The organism is Kitasatospora paranensis (assembly GCF_039544005.1).
Classification (GTDB): Bacteria; Actinomycetota; Actinomycetes; order Streptomycetales; family Streptomycetaceae; genus Kitasatospora; species Kitasatospora paranensis.
In genome coordinates, this window is the sequence record NZ_BAABKV010000001.1 from 4332150 (window position 1) to 4353658 (window position 21509).

A 21509-nucleotide genomic window follows, 5' to 3' on the forward strand; every position below is an offset into this window, starting at 1 on the left:
TCCGTGCGGATCAGGCGAGCAACGCCTCGATGACGCCGGTGTGGGCGTCCCTCAGCTCCGCCAGCGAGACGGTGAAGTGGCCCTGGACGTCGAGCTCGTCGCCGTCCACGACACCGATCCGGGCGACCGGGAGGCCGCGCGCACCGCACATGTCGTTGAAGCGGACCTCCTCGCTGCGCGGCACGGCAACGACCGCGCGGCCGGCCGACTCGGAGAACAGGAACACGAAGGCGTCCTGGCCCTCCGGCACGACCAGGCGGGCGCCGTTGCCGCCCTTGAGGCAGCTCTCCACCAGGGCCTGGGCGAGACCGCCGTCGGAGAGGTCGTGCGCGGCGTCGATCATGCCGTCGCGGGAGGCGGCGATCAGGATCTCGCCGAGCAGCCGCTCGCGCTCCAGGTCGACCTTGGGCGGCAGGCCGCCGAGGTGACCGTGGGCCACCTGGGCCCAGGCGGAGCCGCCGAGTTCGTCCTCGGTGTCGCCGAGCAGGTACAGCAGCTGGCCCTGCTCGCCGAAGCCGATCGGGGTGCGGCGGGTGACGTCGTCGATGACGCCGAGCACCGCGACCACCGGGGTCGGGTGGATGGCGACGTCGCCGGTCTGGTTGTAGAGCGAGACGTTGCCGCCAGTGACCGGGGTGCCGAGCACCAGGCAGGCGTCGGCAAGACCGCGGGTGGCCTCGGCGAACTGCCACATCACGTCCGGATCCTCGGGGGAGCCGAAGTTGAGGCAGTCGGAGACGGCGAGCGGCTTGGCACCGCCGGCCGCGACATTGCGGTACGCCTCGGCCAGCGCCAGCTGGGCACCGGTGTACGGGTCCAGCTTGGCGTAGCGGCCGTTGCCGTCGGTGGCGACCGAGACGCCGAGGTTGGTCTCCTCGTCGATCCGGATCATGCCGGAGTCCTCGGGCACCGAGAGCACGGTGTTGCCGAGCACGTAGCGGTCGTACTGGTCCGTGATCCACGCCTTGGAGGCCTGGTTCGGCGAGCCGGCGACCTTGAGCACCGTCTCCTTGAGCTCGGCACCGGTGGCCGGGCGGGCGAGCCGCTCGGCGGTGGGGGCGTCGGCCTGCAGCGCGTCCTGCCAGCTCGGCCGGGCGTACGGACGGTTGTACGTCGGGCCCTCGTGGGCGACGGTGCGCGGCGGCACGTCGACGACCAGCTCACCGTGCCAGAAGATCTCCAGGCGCTCGCCGTCGGTCACCTCACCGATGACGGTGGCGATGACGTCCCACTTCTCGCAGATCTCCAGGAAGCGGTCGACCTTGCCCGGCTCGACGATCGCGCACATGCGCTCCTGCGACTCGCTCATGAGGATCTCCTCGGGCGAGAGCGTGTTGTCGCGCAGCGGCACGGTGTCGAGCTCGATCCGCATGCCGCCGGTGCCGGCCGAGGCCAGCTCCGAGGTGGCGCAGGACAGGCCGGCGCCGCCGAGGTCCTGGATGCCCGCGACCAGGTCCTCCTTGAAGATCTCCAGGGTGCACTCGATGAGCAGCTTCTCCTGGAAGGGGTCGCCGACCTGGACGGCGGGGCGCTTGGCGGGGCCGGTCGCGTCGAAGGTCTCCGACGCGAGCACGGAGACGCCGCCGATGCCGTCGCCACCGGTGCGGGCGCCGTAGAGGATGACCTTGTTGCCGGGGCCGGAGGCCTTGGCGAGGTGGATGTCCTCGTGCTTCATGACGCCGACGCAGAGCGCGTTGACCAGCGGGTTGCCCTGGTAGCAGGGGTCGAAGACGACCTCGCCGCCGATGTTCGGCAGGCCCAGGCAGTTGCCGTAGCCGCCGATGCCCGCGACGATCCCGGGCAGCACGCGCCGGGTGTCCGGGTGGTCGGCCGCACCGAAGCGCAGCGGGTCCATCACGGCGACCGGGCGGGCGCCCATCGCCAGGATGTCGCGGACGATGCCGCCGATGCCGGTGGCCGCGCCCTGGTAGGGCTCGATGTACGACGGGTGGTTGTGCGACTCCACCTTGAAGGTGACGGCGTAGCCCTGGCCGACGTCGACGACGCCGGCGTTCTCGCCGATGCCGACGAGCATGGCGTCGTTCTGCGGGGCCTTCTCGCCGAACTGCTTCAGGTGGACCTTGGAGCTCTTGTACGAGCAGTGCTCGGACCACATGACGGAGTACATCGCGAGCTCGGCGCCGGTCGGACGGCGGCCGAGGATCTCGCGGATCCGGGCGTACTCGTCCTGCTTGAGGCCGAGTTCGGCCCAGGGCTGACCGGCTTCCGGGGTCTGCTCGGCGTTCTTGACGGTGTCGAGGCTCATCAGGCGTTCACCAGCTGCTTCAGGACGGAAGTGAAGAAGCCCAGGCCCTCGGTGGTCGGACCGGTGAGCGGCTCCACGGCGTGCTCCGGGTGCGGCATCAGGCCGACGACGTTGCCGGCGGCGTTGGTGATGCCGGCGATGTCGCGGTACGAACCGTTGGGGTTCACATCCAGGTAGCGGGCGACCACGCGGCCCTCCGCCTCGAGTGCGTCCAGGACGTGCGCGTCGGCGACGAAGCGGCCTTCGCCGTTCTTCAGCGGGACGACGATTTCCTGACCCACCGTGTAATCCCGGGTCCAGGCAGTAGCGGCGTTCTCGATGCGCAGCTTCTGGTCGCGGCAGATGAAGTGCAGCGAGTCGTTGCGGGTGAGCGCACCGGGCAGCAGGTGCGATTCGCAGAGCACCTGGAAGCCGTTGCAGATACCGAGGACGGGCATTCCCAGCCGGGCCTGCTCGATGATGGTGTCCATGACCGGCGAGAAGCGGGAGATGGCTCCGCAGCGCAGATAGTCGCCGTACGAGAATCCGCCCGGCAGCACGACGGCGTCGACCTGGTGGAGGTCCTTGTCGCGGTGCCAGAGGGCGACCGGCTCGGCGCCGGCGAGACGGACCGCGCGCTGGGCGTCGCGGTCGTCGAGGGAACCGGGGAAAGTGACGACGCCGACGCGGGTGGTCACTTCGCCTCCTCCTCGACCCGGACGACGAAGTCCTCGATCACGGTGTTGGCGAGGAACGTCTCGGCGGCCTCGCGGATGCGGGCCAGCGCGGCGTCGTCGACCGGCCCCTCCAGCTCCAGCTCGAAACGCTTGCCCTGACGGACGTCGGCGATCCCGGCGAAGCCCAGACGGGGCAGTGCACGCTGCACCGCCTGTCCCTGGGGGTCGAGGATCTCCGGCTTGAGCATGACGTCGACTACGACGCGTGCCACTGGCACTCCCGGTGGTGATTGCGTGAAGGCGGGGGGACCTTCAGACTACCCGGGATTTCGGAGCCCTCGGCGGGCCGCCGACCGCGACGCGCGTAGACAAACGCCCCTTACGCCGCAAGGCCTCCGGCATCCGCGAAGCCCTCCGGGGCGGTCTTTCCGGCCCAATCAATCCGCCGCCGGGGCCCGCGACGAGAACGTCCGAATACCGGCACACCGGACAGATCGACCACATCGCATCGGGCGCTATCCACACCTGGTGAAGTCTCGTGAATTTCCGGAAAAAAGGAATGCCAGGCCCTTCGATTTCCGGCGGCTTTGGGTGCAGAATAGGGCGACCGGTGGCAGCGACCGCTGCCTTTCGGCACGGCATGTCCGCCTGCCGTCGCGCAACCTCGCGCCACCGGCGGACGGGCCACCGGGCATCCAGCACCCGGCGGCCGAATTGCCCGAGAGGATTGACACCCATGGCTCAGCGTGTAGTCGTCACGCTCTCCGACGACCTGGACGGCGGCGCCGCCGCGGAAACCGTCCACTTCGGAGTCGACGGGAAGTCGTACGAGATCGACCTGTCCGTGGAGAACGCGGAGAAGCTCCGCGAGGCGCTCGCCCCGTTCGTCGCGGCCGGCCGCCGGCAGAGCCGCACCGGCAAGTCCTTCCGCCGCACCGCCCTCACCCCCGACCCGGCCGCCGTACGGGCCTGGGCGCAGTCGCACGGCATGGAGCTGCCCGCCCGCGGCCGCATCCCCAAGCACGTCTACGAGCAGTTCGCCGAGGCCAACTGAGGCACCTCCGCCCCGCCCCGGTACCCCTCCGGGGAAAGGGTGGGGCGACCACTCCGATCGATGGGGTAGAGTATTTCTCGTCGCCGCAACCGGAGCCGGAAACGGAACCGGGAGAGGCGGCAGGTGCCCAGGCACCATGCGGACGTGGCTCAGTTGGTAGAGCATCACCTTGCCAAGGTGAGGGTCGCGAGTTCGAATCTCGTCGTCCGCTCGCAGTGTTCCAGCAACACGGCAGTACAACTCAAGAAGCATGCGGACGTGGCTCAGTTGGTAGAGCATCACCTTGCCAAGGTGAGGGTCGCGAGTTCGAATCTCGTCGTCCGCTCCACAGGTCGAAGGGCCCCCTCTCACGAGGGGGCCCTTCGTCGTTCCCGGGGTCGCAGCCATGACATTCGTCACCGCCGACCCGTGCATCCGCACCGGTGTCCGATGACGGCGCGCACTGCCCGCGGCCGCCGCCCGCCGGAACGATGAATCCATGACCGCCACCAGCCACCCGGAGCCCGTCGTCGAGGCCGCCGGGCTCCACCGCCGCTACGGACCGGCCGGCGACACCGGCTTCGACGCCGTCCGCGGGCTCGACCTCGCCGTCCGCCGGGGCGAGGTCTTCGCCCTGCTCGGCACCAACGGGGCCGGCAAGACCTCCACCATGGAACTGATCGAGGGCCTGGCCGTCCCGACCGGGGGCAGCGTCCGGGTGCTCGGCCACGACCCCTACCGCGACCGGGCCGCCGTCCGGCCCCGGATCGGGATCATGCTGCAGGAGGGCGGCTTCCCCGGCGACCTCACCGTCGCCGAGACCGGCCGCGGCTGGGCGGGCCTCACCAGCGGCGCCCGCTCCGTCGACGAGGCGCTCGACCTGGTCGGGCTGCGCGGGCGGCGCGCCGTCCGCGTCAAGCAGCTCTCCGGCGGTGAACGCCGCCGCCTCGATCTGGCGATCGCCCTGCTCGGCCGCCCGGAGGTGCTCTTCCTCGACGAGCCCAGCACCGGTCTCGACCCCGAGGCCCGCGCCGCCGTCTGGCGCCTGGTGTGCGCCCTGCGGGACGAGGGCACCACCGTGGTGCTGACCACGCACTACCTGGAGGAGGCCGAGGAGCTCGCCGACCGGCTCGCCATCATGCACGCCGGCCGGATCGTCGCCACCGGCACCGTCGCCGAGGTCATCGCCCACCGCCCGGCCAGGATCACCTTCGAACTGCCCGAGCGGAGCGGCCCGTACCGGACGCTCGCACTGCCGCCGCTGCCCGCCGCCGAGGTCACCGCGGACGGCCGCCGGATCACCGTCCGTACCGATGCCCTTCAGGACACCCTGACCGAGCTGCTCGGCTGGGCCGCCCGCCACGACGTCCGGCTCGACGCGCTCGACGCCCGCAGCGCCTCCCTGGAGGAGGCCTTCCTCGCCATCGCCGCCGAGGCCGCGGCCGCCACTCCCGAGACGATCGGCAGCACCCGATGACCGCCACCGCCCTGCCCGCGCCCGTCGCCACCACCGCCACCCGCACCACCACCGCGGGCCGCCTGCTCGCCCTCGGCCGGACGGAGGCCGTGCTGCTGCTGCGCAACCGCACCGCGCTCTTCATGGCCCTCGCCATGCCGGTGGTGCTGATGGTGAGCCTCAAGGGGATCCTCGGCCAGCAGGCCGAGGGGAAGCCCGACCTCGACCTGCACGCCGCCCTGGTCAACGGCGTGGTCGGCCTCGTTCTGATGTTCGTCGTCTACTACAACCTCACCGCCGCGTACGTCGCCCGGCGCGGCGAGCTGGTGCTCAAGCGGCTGCGCACCGGCGAGGCCACCGACCTGGAGATCCTCGTCGGGACGGCGCTGCCCGCCGTCGTGCTCGGCGTGCTGGAGTGCGCGCTGATCGCCGTCGCCGGCGCCGTCCGGCTCGGCCTGCCCGCACCGGTCAACCCGCTGCTGATGCTCGCCGGCCTGGCCCTGGGCATCGGCCTGCTGAGCACCCTCGCGGCGGCCACCAGCGCCTTCACCAAGTCGGTGGAGACCGCCGGCCTCACCACCATGCCGCTGCTGATCGTCGCCCAGCTCGGCTCCGGCCTGCTCATCCCGCTGGAGACCATGTCGCACGGCATGGCCACCGTCTGCCGGGCGCTGCCCACCACCCCGGCGTTCCAGCTGCTGCGCCTCGGCTGGTTCGGCACCGACGGCTCGCAGCCGGCTACCGGCTTCCTCGGCACCTGGCCGCAGGCGCTCCCGCACCTGGCCCTGGGCGCCCTCTGGCTGGCCGCCGCGGTGTGGGCCGCCCGCCGCTGGTTCCGCTGGGAGCCCCGGCGCTGACGGCCGGCCGGGAACGGGTGAAAGGATCGGGGCTCATGCTTCCGTCGAGAGGGGACGACGTGGACGCGGCCGGGCGGGTGCGGCGCCTGCGGGCGCTGAGCAAGCCGCAGCGCACCGAACTGTTCCTGCGCTGGTCGGCGTACCTGGCCGGGGTGTTCCAGCCGCTCCTGGTGATCGGGTCCCTCAGCGGGGCCGCCGGTCGGGCGCTGTCCCCCACCGCCCGGATAGCGACCGTCGCCGCCGCCCTGGTGTCGAGCGTCCTGTACGTGATCGCCTGCCGGGTCTCCCTCGCCTCCTACCTGGGCCGCCGCCCGCGGCCCACCGGCTGGCTGCTCGCCTCGTCGGCGGTGATGCTCGGCACCTACTGGACGACGCTGGCCTGCGCGCCCGACGGCGGCGGGCCCGTGCCGGGCGCGCTCGCCGCGGCCGCCTGGCTGGTGGTGTTCTGGTTCGGCCCGCTGGCCGTCGCCCTGCCCGTCCGGGCCGCCGCCCCGCTCGGCGCGCTGGCACTGCTGATCGGCTTCCCCGCCGCCCGGACCGGCGGGATCCCCGCCGACACCGCCGCGGGTCTCCTGGTCGGGACGGCCGCCTCCATGACGGTGATCGGCGCCACCTGGCGGTCCACCGCCTGGATCATCGCGGTGGTCTGGGAGCTCGACGCCGCCCGCGAGGCGCAGTCCCGGCTGGCCGTCGCCGAGGAACGCCTGCGCTTCTCCCGCGACCTGCACGACGTGCTCGGCCGGAACCTCACCACGATCGCGCTCAAGAGCGAACTCGCCGTCCGGCTGGCCCGGCGCGACCGCGCCGAGGCCGCCGACCAGATGGTGGAGGTGCAGCGGATCGCGCAGGAGTCGCAGCGCGAGGTCCGCGACGTGGTGCGCGGCTACCGGACGGCCGACCTGGCCGCCGAGGCGGCCGGCGCGGGGTCGGTGCTCCGGGCCGCCGGGGTCGCCTGCACCGTCGAGCTCGGGCCGGACGCCGCCGGGCTGCCGCCACTCGCCCAGTCCGTCCTCGGCTGGGTCGTCCGGGAGGCCGCCACCAACGTGCTGCGGCACAGCGAGGCGCAGCGGTGCACCATCCGCCTGTGCCTCGATGCCGGGACCGCCCGGCTGGAGGTGGAGAACGACGGCGTGGGCCCCCGGCCGGCCGGCGCGCTCCCCGGCACCGGGCTGCTCGGCCTGCGGGAGCGGCTCGCCGCGCACGGCGGGCACCTGCTGCCGCCCGAGGCCGCCGACGGCCGGTTCCGCCTCACCGCCTCGTTCCCGCTCGACCCGCCCGCCCTGGAGGTGGCCGCCCCGTGACCGCACCCGTCCGCGTCCTGCTCGCCGACGACGAGCACCTGATCCGCGGGGCGCTCGCCACCCTGCTCGGGCTGGAGGACGACCTGCAGGTCGTCGCGGAGGCCGCCTCCGGTCCCGAGGCGCTGGCGATGGCCCGCGCCCACCGGCCGGACATCGCCGTGCTCGACCTCCAGATGCCGGGCCTGGACGGGCTGGAGGTCGCCGCCGAGCTGCGCCGCGCCCTGCCGGACTGCCGGACGATGATCGTCACCGGCCACGGCCGGCCCGGCTACCTCAAGCGCGCCCTGGAGGTGGGCGTACGGGGCTTCCTGCCGAAGACGGTCTCCGCCGCCGACCTGGCCGGGATCATCCGCACCGTGCACGCCGGGGGCCGGTACGTCGACCCGGAGCTGGCCGCCGACGCGATCAGCGCCGGCGACAGCCCGCTCACCCCGCGCGAGACGGACGTGCTGGAACTCGCGGCGCATGGGACGTCCGTCGCCGAGATCGCCCAGCGGGCCGCGCTCTCCCCCGGCACCGTCCGCAACTACCTCTCCTCGGCGGCCGGCAAGCTGGGTGCCGAGAACCGCCACGCCGCCGTCCGGATCGCCCGCGAGCACGGCTGGATCTGACGGCGGCCCCTCCCGCAGGCGGCTCAGGCCCAGTCGGTGCCGGTCAGCCGCTCGTAGGCCTCGACGTACTTGGCCCGGCTGCGCTCGACGATGTCGGCGGGGAGCGCCGGCGGCGGCTCCTCGCCCTTGCGGTCCCAGCCGGAGGCCGGCGAGGCCAGCCAGTCGCGGATGAACTGCTTGTCGAACGACGGCTGGGCGTGGCCCGGCTGCCACTGGTCGGCCGGCCAGAAGCGCGAGGAGTCCGGGGTGAGGACCTCGTCGCCGATCACCAGCTCGCCGTCCAGCAGGCCGAACTCGAACTTGGTGTCGGCCAGGATGATCCCCCGGTCGCGGGCGATGTCCCGGGCCCGGGAGTACACCGCGAGCGTGGTCTGCCGCAGGGTGGCGGCCAGCTCCGGACCGAGCCGGCGGGCGGTCTCCTCGTAGGGCACGTTCTCGTCGTGCTCGCCGACCTCGGCCTTGAGGGCCGGGGTGTAGACCGGCGCGGGCAGCTCGGAGCCGTCCTCCAGGCCCTCCGGCAGGGCGATGCCGCAGACGGTGCGGCTCACCCGGTACTCCTCCAGCCCGGAGCCGGCCAGGTAGCCGCGGGCCACGCACTCGACCGGCACCATGTCCAGGCTGCGGCAGACCAGCGTGCGGCCCTGCCAGTCGGCGGGCGCGCCGGCGGGGAGCTCGGTGGAGACGACGTGGTTGGGCACCAGGTCGGCGATCCGCTCGAACCACCACAGCGACAGCTGGGTGAGGATCCGGCCCTTGTCGGGGATCTCATTGGGCAGCACCCAGTCGAATGCGGAGGTGCGGTCGCTGGCCACCATCACCAGATCGCCGTTGTCGGCGCGGTAGAGGTCGCGCACCTTGCCGGTGTGCAGGTGGACCAGGCCGGGCACCTGGACGGGCTCGGGCTTGGTGACAAATCCGCTCAACGTCGTCTCGTCCTCAGGAAGGGGGCTGTGGGCACGAGTCTTTCACGAGCGCCGTCAGGCCTCCTTGCAGAGGTGGTCGAGCAGATTGGCGGTGGCCCGCTGGATCCGGGCATCGGTGTGGCCGGGCCGGTCGAGCGCGGGCGACCAGGCGAACGTCCCGGCCGCGAAGACGTAGGCACCGCTGAGTGCCCGGTAGAGGGAGGTCTGCTGGTGGCGCCGGCGCCCGGCGGAGTCCCGGTACGGCGAGTGGGCGAGCAGGATCCGCTCGGCGTGCCGGGGCAGCGGGACCCGCGGGTTGTAGTGGTCGGCCTCGCCGGCGACCAGCCCGGGCACCTCGTCGCCCTCGTGCAGGCCCGTCCCCGCCCAGAGCCAGTGGCCGGTGTTGCGGGCGATCATCGGCGCCGCGACGGGCACGCTGCCGGCGTACTGGACGCCGAGCAGCAGCTGCTCGGGCTCGCCCGCGTCCCGCCAGAGCGCGCTCGCGCTGCCGTGCAGCCCGGCGGCCGGGCCGCCAGGCTGCACGCGCTGGCGCTTGCGGCAGTTGAGCAGCCGGTGCGGCTCACCGGACGGCCCCGCGGACAGCTCGACCCGCCAGTAGAGGGTGTTGGCGGAGAGGAAAACCAGCGAGGTGCCGGCGTCCCGGGCCTGCTCGACGGCCCGCCGCATCGGCTCCGACCAGTACTCGTCGTGCCCGGGGAAGACCATCGCGCGGTACCGGGTCGGGTCGACCAGCCCGGCGTGCAGGTCGGTGGCGGTGGTGTAGGCGAGGTCGTAGCCGTAGCGCTCGGCCCAGCGGACGAAGTCGTAGGCGTGGCCGACGTGCAGCGGAAGGCCGGCACCGGCGTGCGGCCGGTCGAAGGACACCGTGACGGCCGCCTCCGACTCGCCGACCAGGCCGCCCAGGTCGTCCCAGGCGTGGTAGAGGCTGGCGCCGGTGCGGCCGTCCTCCGGGAAGAGGTTGTAGGCCTGCCAGGTGACGTCGGGCAGCACCAGCAGCAGCTCCGGCGGCCGGGCCGACGCGGCGTCGCGCACGGTGAACGGCACGTGGCTGCGGTGGCGGTTGTCGGCCGTGGTGAGCACGGCCACGTACGCGCCGGGACGCCAGTGGGAGGGGATCTGGAGCCGCCAGGACTGCCACCAGTGGTGGCAGGAGACCGTCCGGCCGACCACCAGCGGCGCCGGCTGGGAGATCCCGCCGATCAGCGGGCTGGAGGTCATCTGCCGGGCGCCGTCGCCGCCGTAGTGACCGATCCGGTAGACGTCCACGCCGAACTCGCGCGGCGGATTGACCGTGACCCGGAAGTCGACCGCGCCGCCGGGCCGGTGCACGCCCGCCGAGGCGAAGCCCTTGATCTGCTGGACGACGTCGTCGGAGTTGGCGGGCGTGCCGACCGGGGGCGCCGGGGGCGGCGCGGTCAGCGGCTGCTGGCCGGGCGCGTCCACGCTGACGTACCAGGGCACGCCGCCGTCCGCGACGTACTGGTCGGGGCTGCGCAACCATGGCAGCGGCCCCTGGCCGAAGGGGTCGGACACGCTGTGCGCCAGCGTGCCGGACTCCCAGCGGCGGTTGACTCCCGTCCCCACGCGCCCCTCCCACGGTCGCCGGCGTCGGACTCGGCCCGCCCGTCCGCGGGTGGCAATTGCCAGGCGGATGTGCGTGCCGTCCAGCACACCACACGTTGCTGGCGCTGCGTCACCCCAAGGTAGCAACTCGTACCCGCAGCGCCCGATTCGGTAGGTTTCGTCACCAACTGCGCACGGGGCGCGCGAGCCGGACACCCGCCGTCTCCAGCCAGCCGCGCAGCGGTGCCTCCTTGCCCAGCTCGACCGCCTGGGCCACCACCGCGGTGAGATCCGCCCTGCGCGACCCGCCCATCAGCAGGACCGGCCCGTCCAGCCAGTCGAGCCCGGGGACGGCAGCGCCCGCGTCCACCGCGGCGGCGCAGACCATCGCCGTGACGTACTCGGCGAGCAGGTCGCGGCCGGTGCGGGCGGGCGGCAGCGGGGTCACCGCCCGGGCCGTCCGCACCAGGTGGGCGGTGAGCGCGGCGGCCAGCGGCTCGGCGTCACCGGCGGCGAGCCGGGCCAGCAGCCGGGCCAGCGGGGGCTCCCCGGCGGACCGCGGACCCTCCAGGACGGCGGCCAGGGCCGCGGCCTTCTCCCGCCAGCCGCGGTCCGCGACGTCCAGCGGGTAGTCCGTCCACTCCAGCCGGTGCCAGCCCCCGGACGGGGTCTCGTGCAGCAGCCCGGCCGCGAGCAGGGACACCTCGGCGTCGATCCGGCCGGGCTCCTCCAGCAGGTCGCAGGCGGGGCGGTCGCCCAACCGGGTCTCGTAGCCGTCGGCGAGGCGGTCTCGGCGGGCCAGCTCGGTGAGCGCGGCGACCACGCCCGCGTTCAGGTGCTCCGGGTGCCGGCCGAGCCGCCAGGCCGGCAGGGCGACCCGGGTGAGCAGGCGGTCCCACCCGGCGTAGGCCAGGCCGACCTGCTCCTGGGCGGCGATCCGCAGCCCGTAGTCGACCGCCCTGGCCTGCTCGGAGGCCCACGCGGCGGCCGACCGCTCCAGCTCGGCGGAGTGCTCCCGGCAGGCCCCGAGCAGGGTGCGGTTGACCCGGTCGACCAGGGCCGCCGGGCCGCGCCGACGCGTGCCGAGGGCCGCGTCCAGGCTGCGGACGAAGCGGCGGGCGGCGGCGATGTCCGGGTCGGCGGCGGCGGCCGTACCGGCCACCACGGGGGCCAGCAGGGCGCGCAGCTCACCGGCGCGCATCCACCACAGGAACGGCGAACCGACCACCAGCACCGGCGCGGGATGCGCCGCACCCCGGTGGCGCGGGGCGTGCGACTCCTCCAGCCAGCTGTCGCAGTCCGGGATCAGCGCGAGCCCGGACGGGGCCGGCACCTCCAGGCGCTCGGCCAGCTCGCCGAGCAGCCGGTAGAGCTCGGGGGCCTCGGCGCGGGACACCGGGACGGCCGGGACCTCCGGTGGCACGGCGGTGCGGTGCGAGCGCCGGACGGCCAGGCCGAGGGCCAGCACCAGGACGGCGACGGCGGCCACCGCCCAGCGGACGGCGTCCCAGCCCGCGGCGTCCGGCGAGCCGGGTGCGCCGATCCGGCCGGTGATCCGGCCCGCGAACAGCACGACGGTCAGGGCGGCGGGCAGCACCGCGGCAGCCAGCGCCCAGCCGCGGATCCGCAGCAGGGCCTGAGCATGCGCGCGTGCGGCGTCGACAGCGGCCATCGGCGCGGCACCCCTTCGGAGCGCTCGGACGTCGACGCGACCGGAGATCGATGGGATCAACGGCCGGGGCGTCCGAGCCGACTCGAAATGATCAGTATCCGACCGGGAGGCGGCGGCAGCCGGCCCCGGTTGTGCATCCTGCTTGGCACTTCTGACAGTTTTGACGCCCTCGTGCGGATGGGTGTTCCGGAACGGGCCGCTTTCCACCCTTCCTGGTGACAGCGCACACGAACCGGACGCCCCCAGCATCCCCCTGGAGGGTCGCACCACCCGACGGCGGCCGCGACGGCACCGCCCGGGCTGCGGCGATCCAGCGCACCCTACGACCGGATCCGGTGTCGCGTCAGCCGGATGCCCGATGAGTCACCCGAAGGGCTGGAATCCCGGCCCGGGACACCGTCCCGGGGTTTTCCGGAGGCCTCCGGAAACGGGTGAGGGCGCTGCGCCCATGGGGGTGTTCCCCGGGCGCAGCGCCCCCGTCGCCGCGGTGTTCCGGCGCCCTAGCGGGCGGCCTTCAGCGCGATGTCGGTGCGGTGGTGCGAGCCCTTCAGCGCGATCTTCGCGATGCCCCGGTAGGCCCGCTCACGGGCCTCGGCCAGGTCGGCGCCGGCCGCGGTGACCGACAGCACCCGGCCGCCGGCGCTGAGCACCTCGCCGGCCCCGCCGGCCCGGGTGCCCGCGTGCAGCACCCAGGTGTGCTCGTCGGCGACGTCCGCCAGCCCCTCGATCACGTCGCCGGTGCGCGGCGCGGCCGGGTAGCCCTCCGAGGCGATCACCACGGTGACCGCGGCGCCGTCGTCCCAGCGCAGCGGCTCCAGCCCGTCGAGCGTGCCGTCGGCGGCGGCCTTCAGCACGCCGGCCAGCGGGGTGCGCAGCCGGGCCAGCACGACCTGGGTCTCCGGGTCGCCGAAGCGGGCGTTGAACTCGATCACGCGGGTACCGCGCGAGGTGAGCGCGAGGCCCGCGTAGAGCAGCCCGGAGAAGGGCGTGCCGCGGCGGCGCAGCTCGTCCACGGTCGGCTGCAGGACGGTCTCCAGCACCTCGCCGACCAGGCCCTCGGGGGCCCAGGGCAGCGGGGAGTAGGCGCCCATGCCGCCGGTGTTGGGGCCCTCGTCGCCGTCCAGCGCGCGCTTGAAGTCCTGCGCCGGGACGAGCGGCAGCACGGTGGTGCCGTCGGTGATCGCGAACAGCGACACCTCGGGGCCGTCGAGGAACTCCTCGATGACCACGCGGTCGCAGGACGCGGCGTGCGCCAGCGCGGCGTCGCGGTCGGAGGTGACCACCACGCCCTTGCCGGCGGCCAGGCCGTCGTCCTTGACCACGTAGGGGGCGCCGAAGGCGTCGAGCGCCGCGGCGGCCTCCTCCACGGTGGTGCAGACGTACGACCGGGCGGTCGGCACGCCGGCGCCGGCCATCACGTCCTTGGCGAAGGCCTTGGAGCCCTCGAGCTGGGCGGCCTCGGCGGACGGGCCGAAGACCGCGAAGCCGGCCGCGCGCAGCGGGTCGGCGACACCGGCCACCAGCGGCGCCTCGGGGCCGACCACCACCAGGTCGGCGGCCAGCTCACGGGCCAGCGCGGTGACGGCGGTGCCGTCCAGCTGGTCGACCGGGTGCACCGCGGCCACCTGCGCGATCCCGGCGTTGCCGGGGGCGCAGTGCAGCGCGGTGACGGCGGGATCGAGGGACAGGGAGCGGCACAGGGCGTGTTCGCGGGCGCCGCCGCCGATTACGAGGACCTTCACGGTTGGCAAGGGTAGTCGGTGGCCTGTTCGGACCACTCCGCGGCCATGGCGGAACCTCCCAATGCTGCCGCTTTTCGGCCCATCCGATATGGAGGATCCTCCAGTCCGGGAACCCGACGCCGCCCTCCCCACGGGCCCGGTCACGTGCGCGGCCCCGCCGGCGCTCGCTCGGACGGGTGAAATCTCGCCGCCCGCCGAAACTCTCCCACCTCGGCTTCCGGACCCGAATTCGGATAACGATCACTGCGGAAGCGCCCCCACGGTAAGCCATTTGGGGGTAAGAAATGTCGATGGACGAAAACCGGCATCCCGCCGGGGCACGGCACCATGGGCGGCTCACACCCCCTCACGGAGCCACGTCCGACGGCAGATCTGCCAGACGAGCCGTCAGCCAGGCGTCCATCCAGGACCGCACTGTCACCCCGCCACAGGGAGCCCCACAGGTGAGCCAGCCGGAAATGCAACCCGAGGAGAGTCCCTGGGGCAAGGACGTCGGCGAGGAGGACCAGCCCTCCGTCGCCTCCACCGGGCGCACCCCCACCCGCCGGCGGGCCGATCTGAGTGCCCGTCAGTTCCCGCTGGGCGACTGGGGCGAGCCCGCGGAGCGGCTGGAGGAGCTGTACCGCTGGTCCGAGGAGCGCGCCGTCGAGGCGATCGACTGGTACCGCAGGGACCGCGTGTGGAAGCGCCGCTGGGCCCGGCTGCTGCGGTTCTCGGCGGCGGTCATGGCGGTCGGCGGCGTCGGCGCGCCGCTGCTGTCGCTGACCGGGGTCGTCCAGAACGCGGCCGGCTGGGGCTACGTCGGCCTGGCCCTGTCCGCCTCCTGCCTGCTCACCGACCGCGCCTTCGGACTGACCTCGGGCTGGATGCGGGACGTCTCCACCGCCCAGGCCCTCCAGCGCCGGCTGGAGGCGTTCCAGTTCGACTGGGCCTCGGAGTGCGTCCGCGAGGTGCTCGGCCCCACCGAGGGCACGGCGGGGGAGGCCGCGGAGCGCTGCCTCGGGGTGCTGCGGCGGTTCTGCGAGGACGTCTCCGACATGGTCCGCACCGAGACCTCGGAGTGGATGCTGGAGTTCCGCGCGACCATGACCCAGCTGCCCACCCAGGCGCCCGGCGTCTGGGGCGGCCGCAGCGAGGGCGGCATCGGCGCCCAGGTGCGGGTGCTGCCCCCGCCGGGCGCCCGGCCCACCATGCCGCGCCAGCGCCCGCCGGAGGGCCCGCTGCGCTGAGCGCACCGCACGACGACAGCAGCGAGCAGCCGAGGGGCGGGCCGGACGGCCCGCCCCTCGGGCGTTGCCGGGCTCGGGTACCGCCGGGCTCGGGTACCGCCGGGCTCGGGTACCGCCGGGCTCAGGCGAAGACGATCATCGATCCCTGGGTGACGCTGCGGGTCGCCGCGGCGTACAGCCCGGCCCAGGCGTGCCGCTCCCGGGCGTACGGGTGGACGTCGTCCAGCGGCGGCGCGAACGGCTGCTCCAGGCCGGTCGGCGACAGGGGCCGGGTCGGGGCCGGCGGATCCAGCAGATCGATCCCCAACACGGGTGACACTGCCTGGAGTTCGCGCAGCAGACCGAAGGACGAACCGAGCGGTCCACCGGCCGCCAGCAGTCCGTCGTCCACCAGCGGGGCCTGGAAGTCGACCGGCACGTAGGCACCGGCATGGTCGAAGTGCCAGACGAGGTGGGACAGTTCGGCGGTGGACTCGAACATCTCCAGCAGCTGCTCGTAGTCCCCTCCGAGCGCGTCCACCGGGGTGATCTGGAAGCCGGTGATGCCCAACAGGTAGGCCCGGCGCAGGAAGTGGAGCGAGTCGTAGTCGAACGCCGCTATCGGCTCGACGTCCCCGGTCAGGCCCGGCACGTAGCCGTGCACCGGCACCGCGGGCAGTCCGTGCCCGGCCAGCACCGCGTTGTAGCGGGCGAGGTCGTCCCGGAACGGGTTGTCCGGGCTGTGGGTGAGGACGTCCACGAGCGGGACGAGCCAGAGGTCGCAGGCCATGGGCCGGCTCATCCTCTCCGGTGGTCGGCAGCCGCACGGCGGCCGGCGGTTGGACGGGGAACGACGGCCACCCTACCGGGCGCACCAGGGCGGACGTCCGGGCTCAGAGGCCGGTTGTCCCGGCATCGGGGGCCGCCGGGCGCACCGGCCGGCCGAACCGGCCCGGCGGGACGGACCGCGGCAGCGGCACCCGGCCGCGGCCCGGGTCGTCGGCCGCGACGACCCCCGCGACCGGCGTCGCGCCGGCAGCCGGGGTGCCCGGCACCGGTCTGCGCAGCAGTGCGAGCACCGGCACCGCAGCCAGCTCCTCACCGGCCAGCCGGGCCAACAGCTCGACGGTGAACAGGTTGTAGTCGTTGACGACCTGGTGCACACCCGCCACGTCGCGGGCCTCGATCCGGTCCACGAGCTCACCGTGCCGGTCCCAGCAGACACCGCGCAGGTCGCTGGCCCCGCGCAGGAACGGTGCGGCGAACATCCAGGACTGCACCCGGAGCCAACCCAGGTACTCGGCGATCCGGGCATTGCCGAGCATGGCCGCGGCCTCCTGCCAGAAGCGCAGGTCGCACCCGACCAGCACGTCCAGCTGGCCGGAGCGGGAAGCCCGGGCGGCGGCATCGGCCCGGCGGCGCAGCGAGGGCAGCCGGGACCAGTCGCGGGCGGCCGGCCGCTCCGGGCGGCCGGAGCCGGGCGTCAGCTGGCGCAGCGCGCTGTCGGTCAGCAGCGTCCGCGCCTCGAAGATCTCCAGGAAGTCCCGCCAGGTGAAGGCTGGCACCGTGAAGCCGCGGTGGTGCTCGGCGCGCAGCAGCCCCTGCGCGGCCAGGTCGACCATCGCCTCGCGGGCCGGGGTCGCCGATACGCCGTAGAGCTCGGCGACCTCCTTGACGGTGAAGTTCCGGCCGGCCGCCAAGCGGCCCGCCATCATCTCCTCGCGGAGCGCGTCGGCGATCTGTTCGCGCAGGCTGTTGCGCCGGATCTGGGGGCGGTCGCCACCGGTGCTCTGCATGCCGGCCCACCCTCCTCGTGCGGTCGCCGTGACCCACCGCGGAAGGCGATGGCGGCTCATCTTCTCAAATCGCCCCCCGGCCGCACAAGTCCCTCATCGACACCCATACCGGACGCCCCGGCGGCGAGCAGCGGCCGGGGCGTGGCGAGACACGGGCGGACCGGCGGGCGGGCCGACGGTCAGCGCTGGACGGGCGCCGGGATGCCGAGCAGCCGGTCGCGGTGCACCGGGAAGTCGGCGCGGGCCTTGCCCACCTCGGCCGGGTCGAAGTCCACCGAGACCACTTCCTCGTCCGGTCCCGCCTCGGCCAGCACCCGGCCCCAGGGGTCGACCACCAGGCTGTGTCCGGCCTGCGGCACACCGCTGTGGGTGCCCGCCGTGTTGCAGGCCAGCACGAACGCCTGCTCCTCCACCGCGCGGGCGCGGGCCAGCAGCGTCCAGTGCTCGCGGCGGCGCTCCGGCCAGGCGGCGGGGACGACCAGCAGCTCGGCGCCGTCGTCCAGCAGCGCCCGGAACAGCTCCGGGAAACGCAGGTCGTAGCAGGTGGCGAGGCCGAGCCGGCCGACCGCGGTGTCCGCGGTGACGATCTCCTGGCCCGCGCCCATGGCGACCGCCTCGCCGCTGTCGAAGCCAAAGCGGTGGATCTTGCGGTAGGTGTGGGTCAGTTCGCCGTCCGGTGCGAAGAGCAGCGAGGTGTTGTAGATCGGGCCGTCGGGGTCGCGTTCGACGATCGATCCGGCGTGCAGCCAGACCCCGGCGGCGCGGGCGGCGGCCGACATCGCCTCCGCGGTCGGCCCGTCCAACGGCTCCGCCCCGGTGGACCACGCCTCGTAGGCGAAGCCCCCGACCGGCCAGAGCTCGGGCAGCACGACCAGGTCGGCGGCGTCCTGCGCCCGGACGAGCGCCGCCGCGCGGGCCCGCCGCTCGGCCGGAGGCTCGCTGTCCGAGACCGCGAGTTGGATCAATGAAGCGCGCACAGTACCACCGTCCACGGCAAGAGTCCTACGATCATCACCTGAAAGCGCTGCCCTGCTGTGACCCGACAGCGTAACGTGCGGGTAGCACTCGCGCCCCCAGGTCCCGGCGGTGGCGGGCGGCGCATGTCAGGAGCTGACGGAGGGCCGGAGATACCCGTGACGGACAACCAGACCGTGCAGGCGTACAGCGACGCGTGGACGCAGTCCATCGAGTCGATATGCGAGCTGCTCGCTCCGCTGCCCACCGACTCCTGGAACCGGCCCACCGAGTGCCCGGGCTGGTCGGTGCGGGATGTCGTCTCGCACATCATCGCCGTCGAGTCCGAGCTGCTCGGCGACCCGCGGCCGATCCACTCGCTCCCCCGCGACCTGCGCCACATCACCAGCGAGTTCGCCCGCTACGTGGAGCTCCCGGTCGACAAGCGCCGCTGCCACACCCCGGTCGAGATCACCAGCGAGCTGGAGTACACCGTCATCCGGCGCTCGCGCGCCCTGCGCAACGCCAAGCAGGAGCCCGCGGACCTCGTCCGCTGGCCGGCCGGCCCGCTCTCCCACGACATGCCGTACGCCGAGCTGCTCCGCAACCGGGCCTTCGACGTCTGGGTGCACGAGCAGGACCTCCGCCGCGCCCTGCACGTGCCCGGCAACCCGGACTCCCCGCCGCCCTGGTCACCCGGGACTACCTCGTGCAGGGGCTGCCCAAGGTGGTCGCCAAGCTGGCCGGCGCCCCGGCCGGCTCGACCGTGGTCTTCGACGTCACGGGCCCGGTCGAGTTCCTGCGCACCGTGCGGGTGGACGAGACCGGCCGCGGCTCGGTGGACGGCTCGGTGGGCCTCGCCCCGGACGTCCAGTTCCACCTCGACTGGGAGACCTACCACCGCCTCGCGTGCGGCCGCATCCACCCGGAGACCGCCGCCCGCAGCATCCGGGTCGACGGCGACACCGAGCTCGCCGCCCGGGTCCTCGCCCACTTCGCCCTCACCCCCTGATGCCCTGACCCGTCACCGGGCCGCCGCCGACACGCCGGCCCGGTGACACGCCGCCACGGCGTTACAGCGGACCGGAGGCGGGCCGCCGCCCGCGCGCGGGTCGACGCGCCTCGTGCTCCCGTACGACGTCACCCCACCGTTCCATCACCCGTTCGGCCTCGTTGTTCCGGGCAGCCCATCACCGGGCGTGAAGAAGGGGCGGTATGGACGACGAGGCCGACATGGTGCTGGTGGCATCGAGCTTCCCGGTCACCGGGCAGCCGATCAGGGTCGTGATCATCGACGGCGAACCGTGGTTCGTCACGGCCGACGTGTGCGGGATTCTGGGGCGCGGCAACGTGACCGAGGCGTCCCGGGTGGCCGGGGCAGGCAACAGCCGCACCGTGCACCACCACGGAATCAAATTCAGTTCACCTGAAGCAAATGACGTTTCCACAGGTGGGAAGCCCTACGGGCGAGGGAATCCGCGCATCGGGGTCGTCAACGAGACCGGCCTGTACCGGTTGATCATGCGCTCCCGGAAGGCGTCGGCCCAGCCGTTCCAGGAGTGGGTCACCGGGGAGCTGCTGCCCTCCGTCCGGCGGGGGAGTTCGATCTCGGGCACCACCGGCAGCGGATGGCGGAGACGCTCGCCGAGGCGGTCGGGCAGCAGGTGGAGATCCTGGCCGACCTCAAGCGGGAGGACGGCCTCGGCATCCTCGTCCGCTCGGACGGCGGGGTGCACTGCCGGCACGGCGCGATGGCGTTCCGGGTGCCGGACCGGCAGGACGACAGCGGCCCGCCGTTCGGGCCGTACTTCGCCTGCCCGAGTGTGGAGCAGGTGGGCATCCGGGGCAGTGTGGCCCTGCCGCGCTGCCCGCGGCTCAAGCTGGTGGAGCTGATCCGGCTGCTGGTGCGGTCCGGGCAGCGGCGGCACCCGGGCGGCACGGTCTCCTGCGAGCTCGGCCGGGTCCGCTTCTCGGGCGCGCCGCTGGACATCGCGGATCTGCTCCGGGAGATCGGCGAGGCCTGACGGAGGGACGGCGCCGCACCCCGCGGCCGGGGTGCGGCGCCGTTGCGCGTCAGCGTGCGGGGGCGGGCGCCGCCGCGGCCGCGACCCTGCGGCGCAGCCGGAGGATCATCGCCGTGCCGAAGGCCAGCGGCAGGTACTGCCAGCAGAAGGCCCAGCGGTACGCCTGCGCGGAGTGCGTCCCGTCGGAACCGGCGAGGGTGTCGAGGAGGATGCCGATGCCGAACAGGGTGACCACGGCCCCGACGAAGCCGCCCATGTTGGCGATGCCGGAGGCGGTGCCGAGCCGCTCGGTCGGGTTGTACGAGCGGGCGTAGTCGAGACCGACCAGGGAGGCCGGCCCGTTGCTCCCCATGACGGTGAGGAGCACCAGGAGCAGCCAGAGCGGCGGGTGCCCGTGCGGCCAGGCCAGCACGACGGCCCAGCAGAGCGCGGTGGTCCCGATGACGGTCAGCGCGATCGGCATCCGGCTGCGCGTGTCGCGCGACAGGATCCGGCCGAACAGCAGCGCGAACACCATGTTGCTGACCACCAGCAGGGTGAGCATGCCGCCGGCGGCGGCCCGGCCGAAGCCCTGGCCCTCGACCAGGTAGGGCAGGCCCCAGAGCAGCCCGAAGGCGCTGGCGGGGAAGGCCGTGGTGAAGTGCACCCACATGCCGAGCCGGGTGCCGGGTTCGGCCCAGGCGGCCCGGATCTGCGCCCGGACGGGGAGCGCCGGGGCGGTCGGCCGCGGTGCCGGGCGGGGCCGGACCGCGCCCGGGCCCTCCCGGAGCAGGACGGCGACCAGGGCGAACACGGCGGCACCGGCGGCCGCGGTGGTGGCGAACGTCGCCGTCCAGCCCGCCCGGTGCAGCGCCTGGGTGAGGACGACGGTGGTGACCAGGTTGCCGCAGACCCCGACCAGGCCGGTGAGCTGGGCGATCAGCGGGTTCTTCGCGGCCGGGAACCAGTGCGCGGCGATGCGCAGCACGCTGATGAAGGTCATCGCGTCGCCGCAGCCGAGCACCGCGCGGGACGCCAGTGCCGGGCCGAAGGCGGTGGAGACGGCGAAGGCCAGCTGGCCGGCGCTCATCAGCAGCACGCCGAGCAGCAGGACGCGGCGCGGGCCGTGCCGGTCCACCAGGAGCCCGACCGGGATCTGCATGGCGGCGTAGACCAGCACCTGGAGGATGGCGAAGGTGGACAGCGCGGAGGCGCCGATGCCGAAGCGGGCGGCGGCGTCCAGGCCGGCCACGCCGAGGCTGGTGCGGTGGACGACCGCGAGGACGTAGACGGAGACCCCGACCGACCAGGCCGTCCAGGCGGCGGCGCCGCCCGGTGGGAGGACGGCTGCGGGGGCTTCGAGGGGCGGACGGAGGGTGGTGGGTGCAGGACGTGTGGGGCCGGCTGGGTCCACGCTCATAATGCCCGCCAGCCTAGTCATCCCATGACCTGATCAATCCGGCGGGGT

Annotated in this window: 18 protein-coding genes, 2 tRNA genes and 2 pseudogenes; 11 read left to right on the forward strand and 11 right to left on the reverse strand. The window is 73.9% G+C overall.

The annotated features are described in order from the left end of the window. Positions 1 to 10: 10 nt before the first annotated feature. Genes purL through purS form a run of 3 tightly spaced genes read right to left on the reverse strand, consistent with a single transcriptional unit; the run spans position 11 to position 3194 of the window. Positions 11 to 2266 carry a phosphoribosylformylglycinamidine synthase subunit PurL gene (gene purL, locus ABEB13_RS20880; protein WP_345706719.1) on the reverse strand — a complete coding sequence of 752 codons (2256 nt, stop codon included), beginning with the start codon at positions 2264 to 2266 and terminating at the stop codon, positions 11 to 13. Next, positions 2266 to 2943 (reverse strand): phosphoribosylformylglycinamidine synthase subunit PurQ, encoded by a 678-nt coding sequence (gene purQ, locus ABEB13_RS20885; protein WP_100889308.1) that lies wholly within the window; start codon positions 2941 to 2943, stop codon positions 2266 to 2268. Before purQ ends, purL begins: the two co-directional genes overlap by 1 nt. Next, complete coding sequence (gene purS / locus ABEB13_RS20890; RefSeq protein WP_100889307.1) at positions 2940 to 3194, reverse strand: phosphoribosylformylglycinamidine synthase subunit PurS; 255 nt, start codon at positions 3192 to 3194, stop codon at positions 2940 to 2942. The genes purQ and purS overlap by 4 nt, the downstream gene beginning before the upstream one ends. A 464-nt stretch (positions 3195 to 3658) precedes the next feature. On the opposite strand from purS, the gene ABEB13_RS20895 reads away from it, so the two are divergent. The 7 genes from ABEB13_RS20895 (at position 3659) to ABEB13_RS20925 (ending at position 8180) form a co-directional block, all read left to right on the forward strand. After that, positions 3659 to 3976: a histone-like nucleoid-structuring protein Lsr2 gene (locus ABEB13_RS20895; protein WP_100889306.1), complete on the forward strand. Its 318-nt coding sequence runs from the start codon at positions 3659 to 3661 to the stop codon at positions 3974 to 3976. Between the two features lie 138 nt (positions 3977 to 4114). Next, positions 4115 to 4187, forward strand: a tRNA-Gly gene (locus ABEB13_RS20900). Positions 4188 to 4228: 41 nt separating this feature from the next. Beyond that, positions 4229 to 4304: transfer RNA gene (locus ABEB13_RS20905), tRNA-Gly, on the forward strand. Positions 4305 to 4454: 150 nt separating this feature from the next. Further along, positions 4455 to 5432, forward strand: a complete 978-nt coding sequence (locus tag ABEB13_RS20910) for an ABC transporter ATP-binding protein (protein ID WP_345706720.1) — start codon at positions 4455 to 4457, stop codon at positions 5430 to 5432. Further along, the gene (locus ABEB13_RS20915) at positions 5429 to 6268 is read left to right on the forward strand and encodes an ABC transporter permease (RefSeq protein WP_345706721.1); all 840 of its coding nucleotides are present in this window, start codon (positions 5429 to 5431) and stop codon (positions 6266 to 6268) included. The genes ABEB13_RS20910 and ABEB13_RS20915 overlap by 4 nt, the downstream gene beginning before the upstream one ends. A gap of 35 nt (positions 6269 to 6303) precedes the next feature. Next, positions 6304 to 7569 carry a sensor histidine kinase gene (locus ABEB13_RS20920; protein WP_345706722.1) on the forward strand — a complete coding sequence of 422 codons (1266 nt, stop codon included), beginning with the start codon at positions 6304 to 6306 and terminating at the stop codon, positions 7567 to 7569. Continuing rightward, complete coding sequence (locus ABEB13_RS20925) at positions 7566 to 8180, forward strand: response regulator (RefSeq protein WP_345706723.1); 615 nt, start codon at positions 7566 to 7568, stop codon at positions 8178 to 8180. Before ABEB13_RS20920 ends, ABEB13_RS20925 begins: the two co-directional genes overlap by 4 nt. A gap of 23 nt (positions 8181 to 8203) precedes the next feature. Here ABEB13_RS20925 and ABEB13_RS20930 read toward each other — a convergent pair whose 3' ends face one another. From ABEB13_RS20930 to purD, 4 genes are all read right to left on the reverse strand, one after another. Next, on the reverse strand, positions 8204 to 9103 hold the full coding sequence (locus ABEB13_RS20930) for a phosphoribosylaminoimidazolesuccinocarboxamide synthase (RefSeq protein WP_345706724.1): 900 nt from the start codon (positions 9101 to 9103) through the stop codon (positions 8204 to 8206). Positions 9104 to 9157: 54 nt separating this feature from the next. Then, positions 9158 to 10687, reverse strand: coding sequence for a N,N-dimethylformamidase beta subunit family domain-containing protein (locus tag ABEB13_RS20935; RefSeq protein WP_345706725.1), 1530 nt, complete (start codon positions 10685 to 10687; stop codon positions 9158 to 9160). A gap of 160 nt (positions 10688 to 10847) precedes the next feature. After that, positions 10848 to 12338 carry a hypothetical protein gene (locus tag ABEB13_RS20940; RefSeq protein ID WP_345706726.1) on the reverse strand — a complete coding sequence of 497 codons (1491 nt, stop codon included), beginning with the start codon at positions 12336 to 12338 and terminating at the stop codon, positions 10848 to 10850. A 500-nt stretch (positions 12339 to 12838) separates the two neighbouring features. Continuing rightward, a complete protein-coding gene (gene purD, locus ABEB13_RS20945; protein ID WP_345706727.1) occupies positions 12839 to 14080 on the reverse strand; it encodes a phosphoribosylamine--glycine ligase in 1242 nt (413 codons plus the stop codon). Positions 14081 to 14523: 443 nt separating this feature from the next. Between purD and ABEB13_RS20950 the strand changes: the two genes are divergently transcribed. Then, positions 14524 to 15309, forward strand: a complete 786-nt coding sequence (locus tag ABEB13_RS20950) for an SLATT domain-containing protein (protein ID WP_380231281.1) — start codon at positions 14524 to 14526, stop codon at positions 15307 to 15309. Between the two features lie 121 nt (positions 15310 to 15430). On the opposite strand, the gene ABEB13_RS20955 is transcribed toward ABEB13_RS20950, so the two are convergent. The 3 genes from ABEB13_RS20955 to ABEB13_RS20965 all read right to left on the reverse strand — a co-directional run bounded on the left by ABEB13_RS20955 (position 15431) and on the right by ABEB13_RS20965 (position 18061). Then, positions 15431 to 16078, reverse strand: coding sequence for a hypothetical protein (locus ABEB13_RS20955; protein ID WP_345706728.1), 648 nt, complete (start codon positions 16076 to 16078; stop codon positions 15431 to 15433). Between the two features lie 103 nt (positions 16079 to 16181). Further along, positions 16182 to 17084, reverse strand: coding sequence for a GntR family transcriptional regulator (locus ABEB13_RS20960; RefSeq protein WP_345706729.1), 903 nt, complete (start codon positions 17082 to 17084; stop codon positions 16182 to 16184). Positions 17085 to 17263: 179 nt separating this feature from the next. Next, positions 17264 to 18061 carry a carbon-nitrogen family hydrolase gene (locus tag ABEB13_RS20965; RefSeq protein ID WP_345709753.1) on the reverse strand — a complete coding sequence of 266 codons (798 nt, stop codon included), beginning with the start codon at positions 18059 to 18061 and terminating at the stop codon, positions 17264 to 17266. Positions 18062 to 18217: 156 nt separating this feature from the next. Here ABEB13_RS20965 and ABEB13_RS20970 point away from each other — a divergent pair. From ABEB13_RS20970 to ABEB13_RS20975, 3 genes and pseudogenes are all read left to right on the forward strand, one after another. Continuing rightward, positions 18218 to 19050, forward strand: a pseudogene (locus ABEB13_RS20970) (maleylpyruvate isomerase family mycothiol-dependent enzyme). A gap of 221 nt (positions 19051 to 19271) precedes the next feature. After that, a pseudogene (locus tag ABEB13_RS40650) lies at positions 19272 to 19610 on the forward strand (BRO-N domain-containing protein); the annotation flags it as partial. 56 nt (positions 19611 to 19666) lie between these two features. Further along, positions 19667 to 20062, forward strand: a complete 396-nt coding sequence (locus ABEB13_RS20975; protein WP_345706730.1) for a hypothetical protein — start codon at positions 19667 to 19669, stop codon at positions 20060 to 20062. Positions 20063 to 20111: 49 nt separating this feature from the next. Here ABEB13_RS20975 and ABEB13_RS20980 read toward each other — a convergent pair whose 3' ends face one another. After that, a complete protein-coding gene (locus ABEB13_RS20980; protein WP_345706731.1) occupies positions 20112 to 21461 on the reverse strand; it encodes an MFS transporter in 1350 nt (449 codons plus the stop codon). Between the last annotated feature and the right edge of the window lie 48 nt (positions 21462 to 21509).

Bases quoted from the DNA above. Each gene is read 5' to 3' on its own strand.
- purL (WP_345706719.1), bottom strand. From the start codon at position 2,266: ATGAGCCTCGACACCGTCAAGAACGCCGAGCAGACCCCGGAAGCCGGT.
- ABEB13_RS20895 (WP_100889306.1), top strand. From the start codon at position 3,659: ATGGCTCAGCGTGTAGTCGTCACGCTCTCCGACGACCTGGACGGCGGC.
- ABEB13_RS20910 (WP_345706720.1), top strand. From the start codon at position 4,455: ATGACCGCCACCAGCCACCCGGAGCCCGTCGTCGAGGCCGCCGGGCTC.
- ABEB13_RS20915 (WP_345706721.1), top strand. From the start codon at position 5,429: ATGACCGCCACCGCCCTGCCCGCGCCCGTCGCCACCACCGCCACCCGC.
- ABEB13_RS20920 (WP_345706722.1), top strand. From the start codon at position 6,304: ATGCTTCCGTCGAGAGGGGACGACGTGGACGCGGCCGGGCGGGTGCGG.
- ABEB13_RS20940 (WP_345706726.1), bottom strand. From the start codon at position 12,338: ATGGCCGCTGTCGACGCCGCACGCGCGCATGCTCAGGCCCTGCTGCGG.
- ABEB13_RS20955 (WP_345706728.1), bottom strand. From the start codon at position 16,078: ATGGCCTGCGACCTCTGGCTCGTCCCGCTCGTGGACGTCCTCACCCAC.
- ABEB13_RS20960 (WP_345706729.1), bottom strand. From the start codon at position 17,084: ATGCAGAGCACCGGTGGCGACCGCCCCCAGATCCGGCGCAACAGCCTG.
- ABEB13_RS20975 (WP_345706730.1), top strand. From the start codon at position 19,667: ATGGCGGAGACGCTCGCCGAGGCGGTCGGGCAGCAGGTGGAGATCCTG.
- ABEB13_RS20980 (WP_345706731.1), bottom strand. From the start codon at position 21,461: ATGAGCGTGGACCCAGCCGGCCCCACACGTCCTGCACCCACCACCCTC.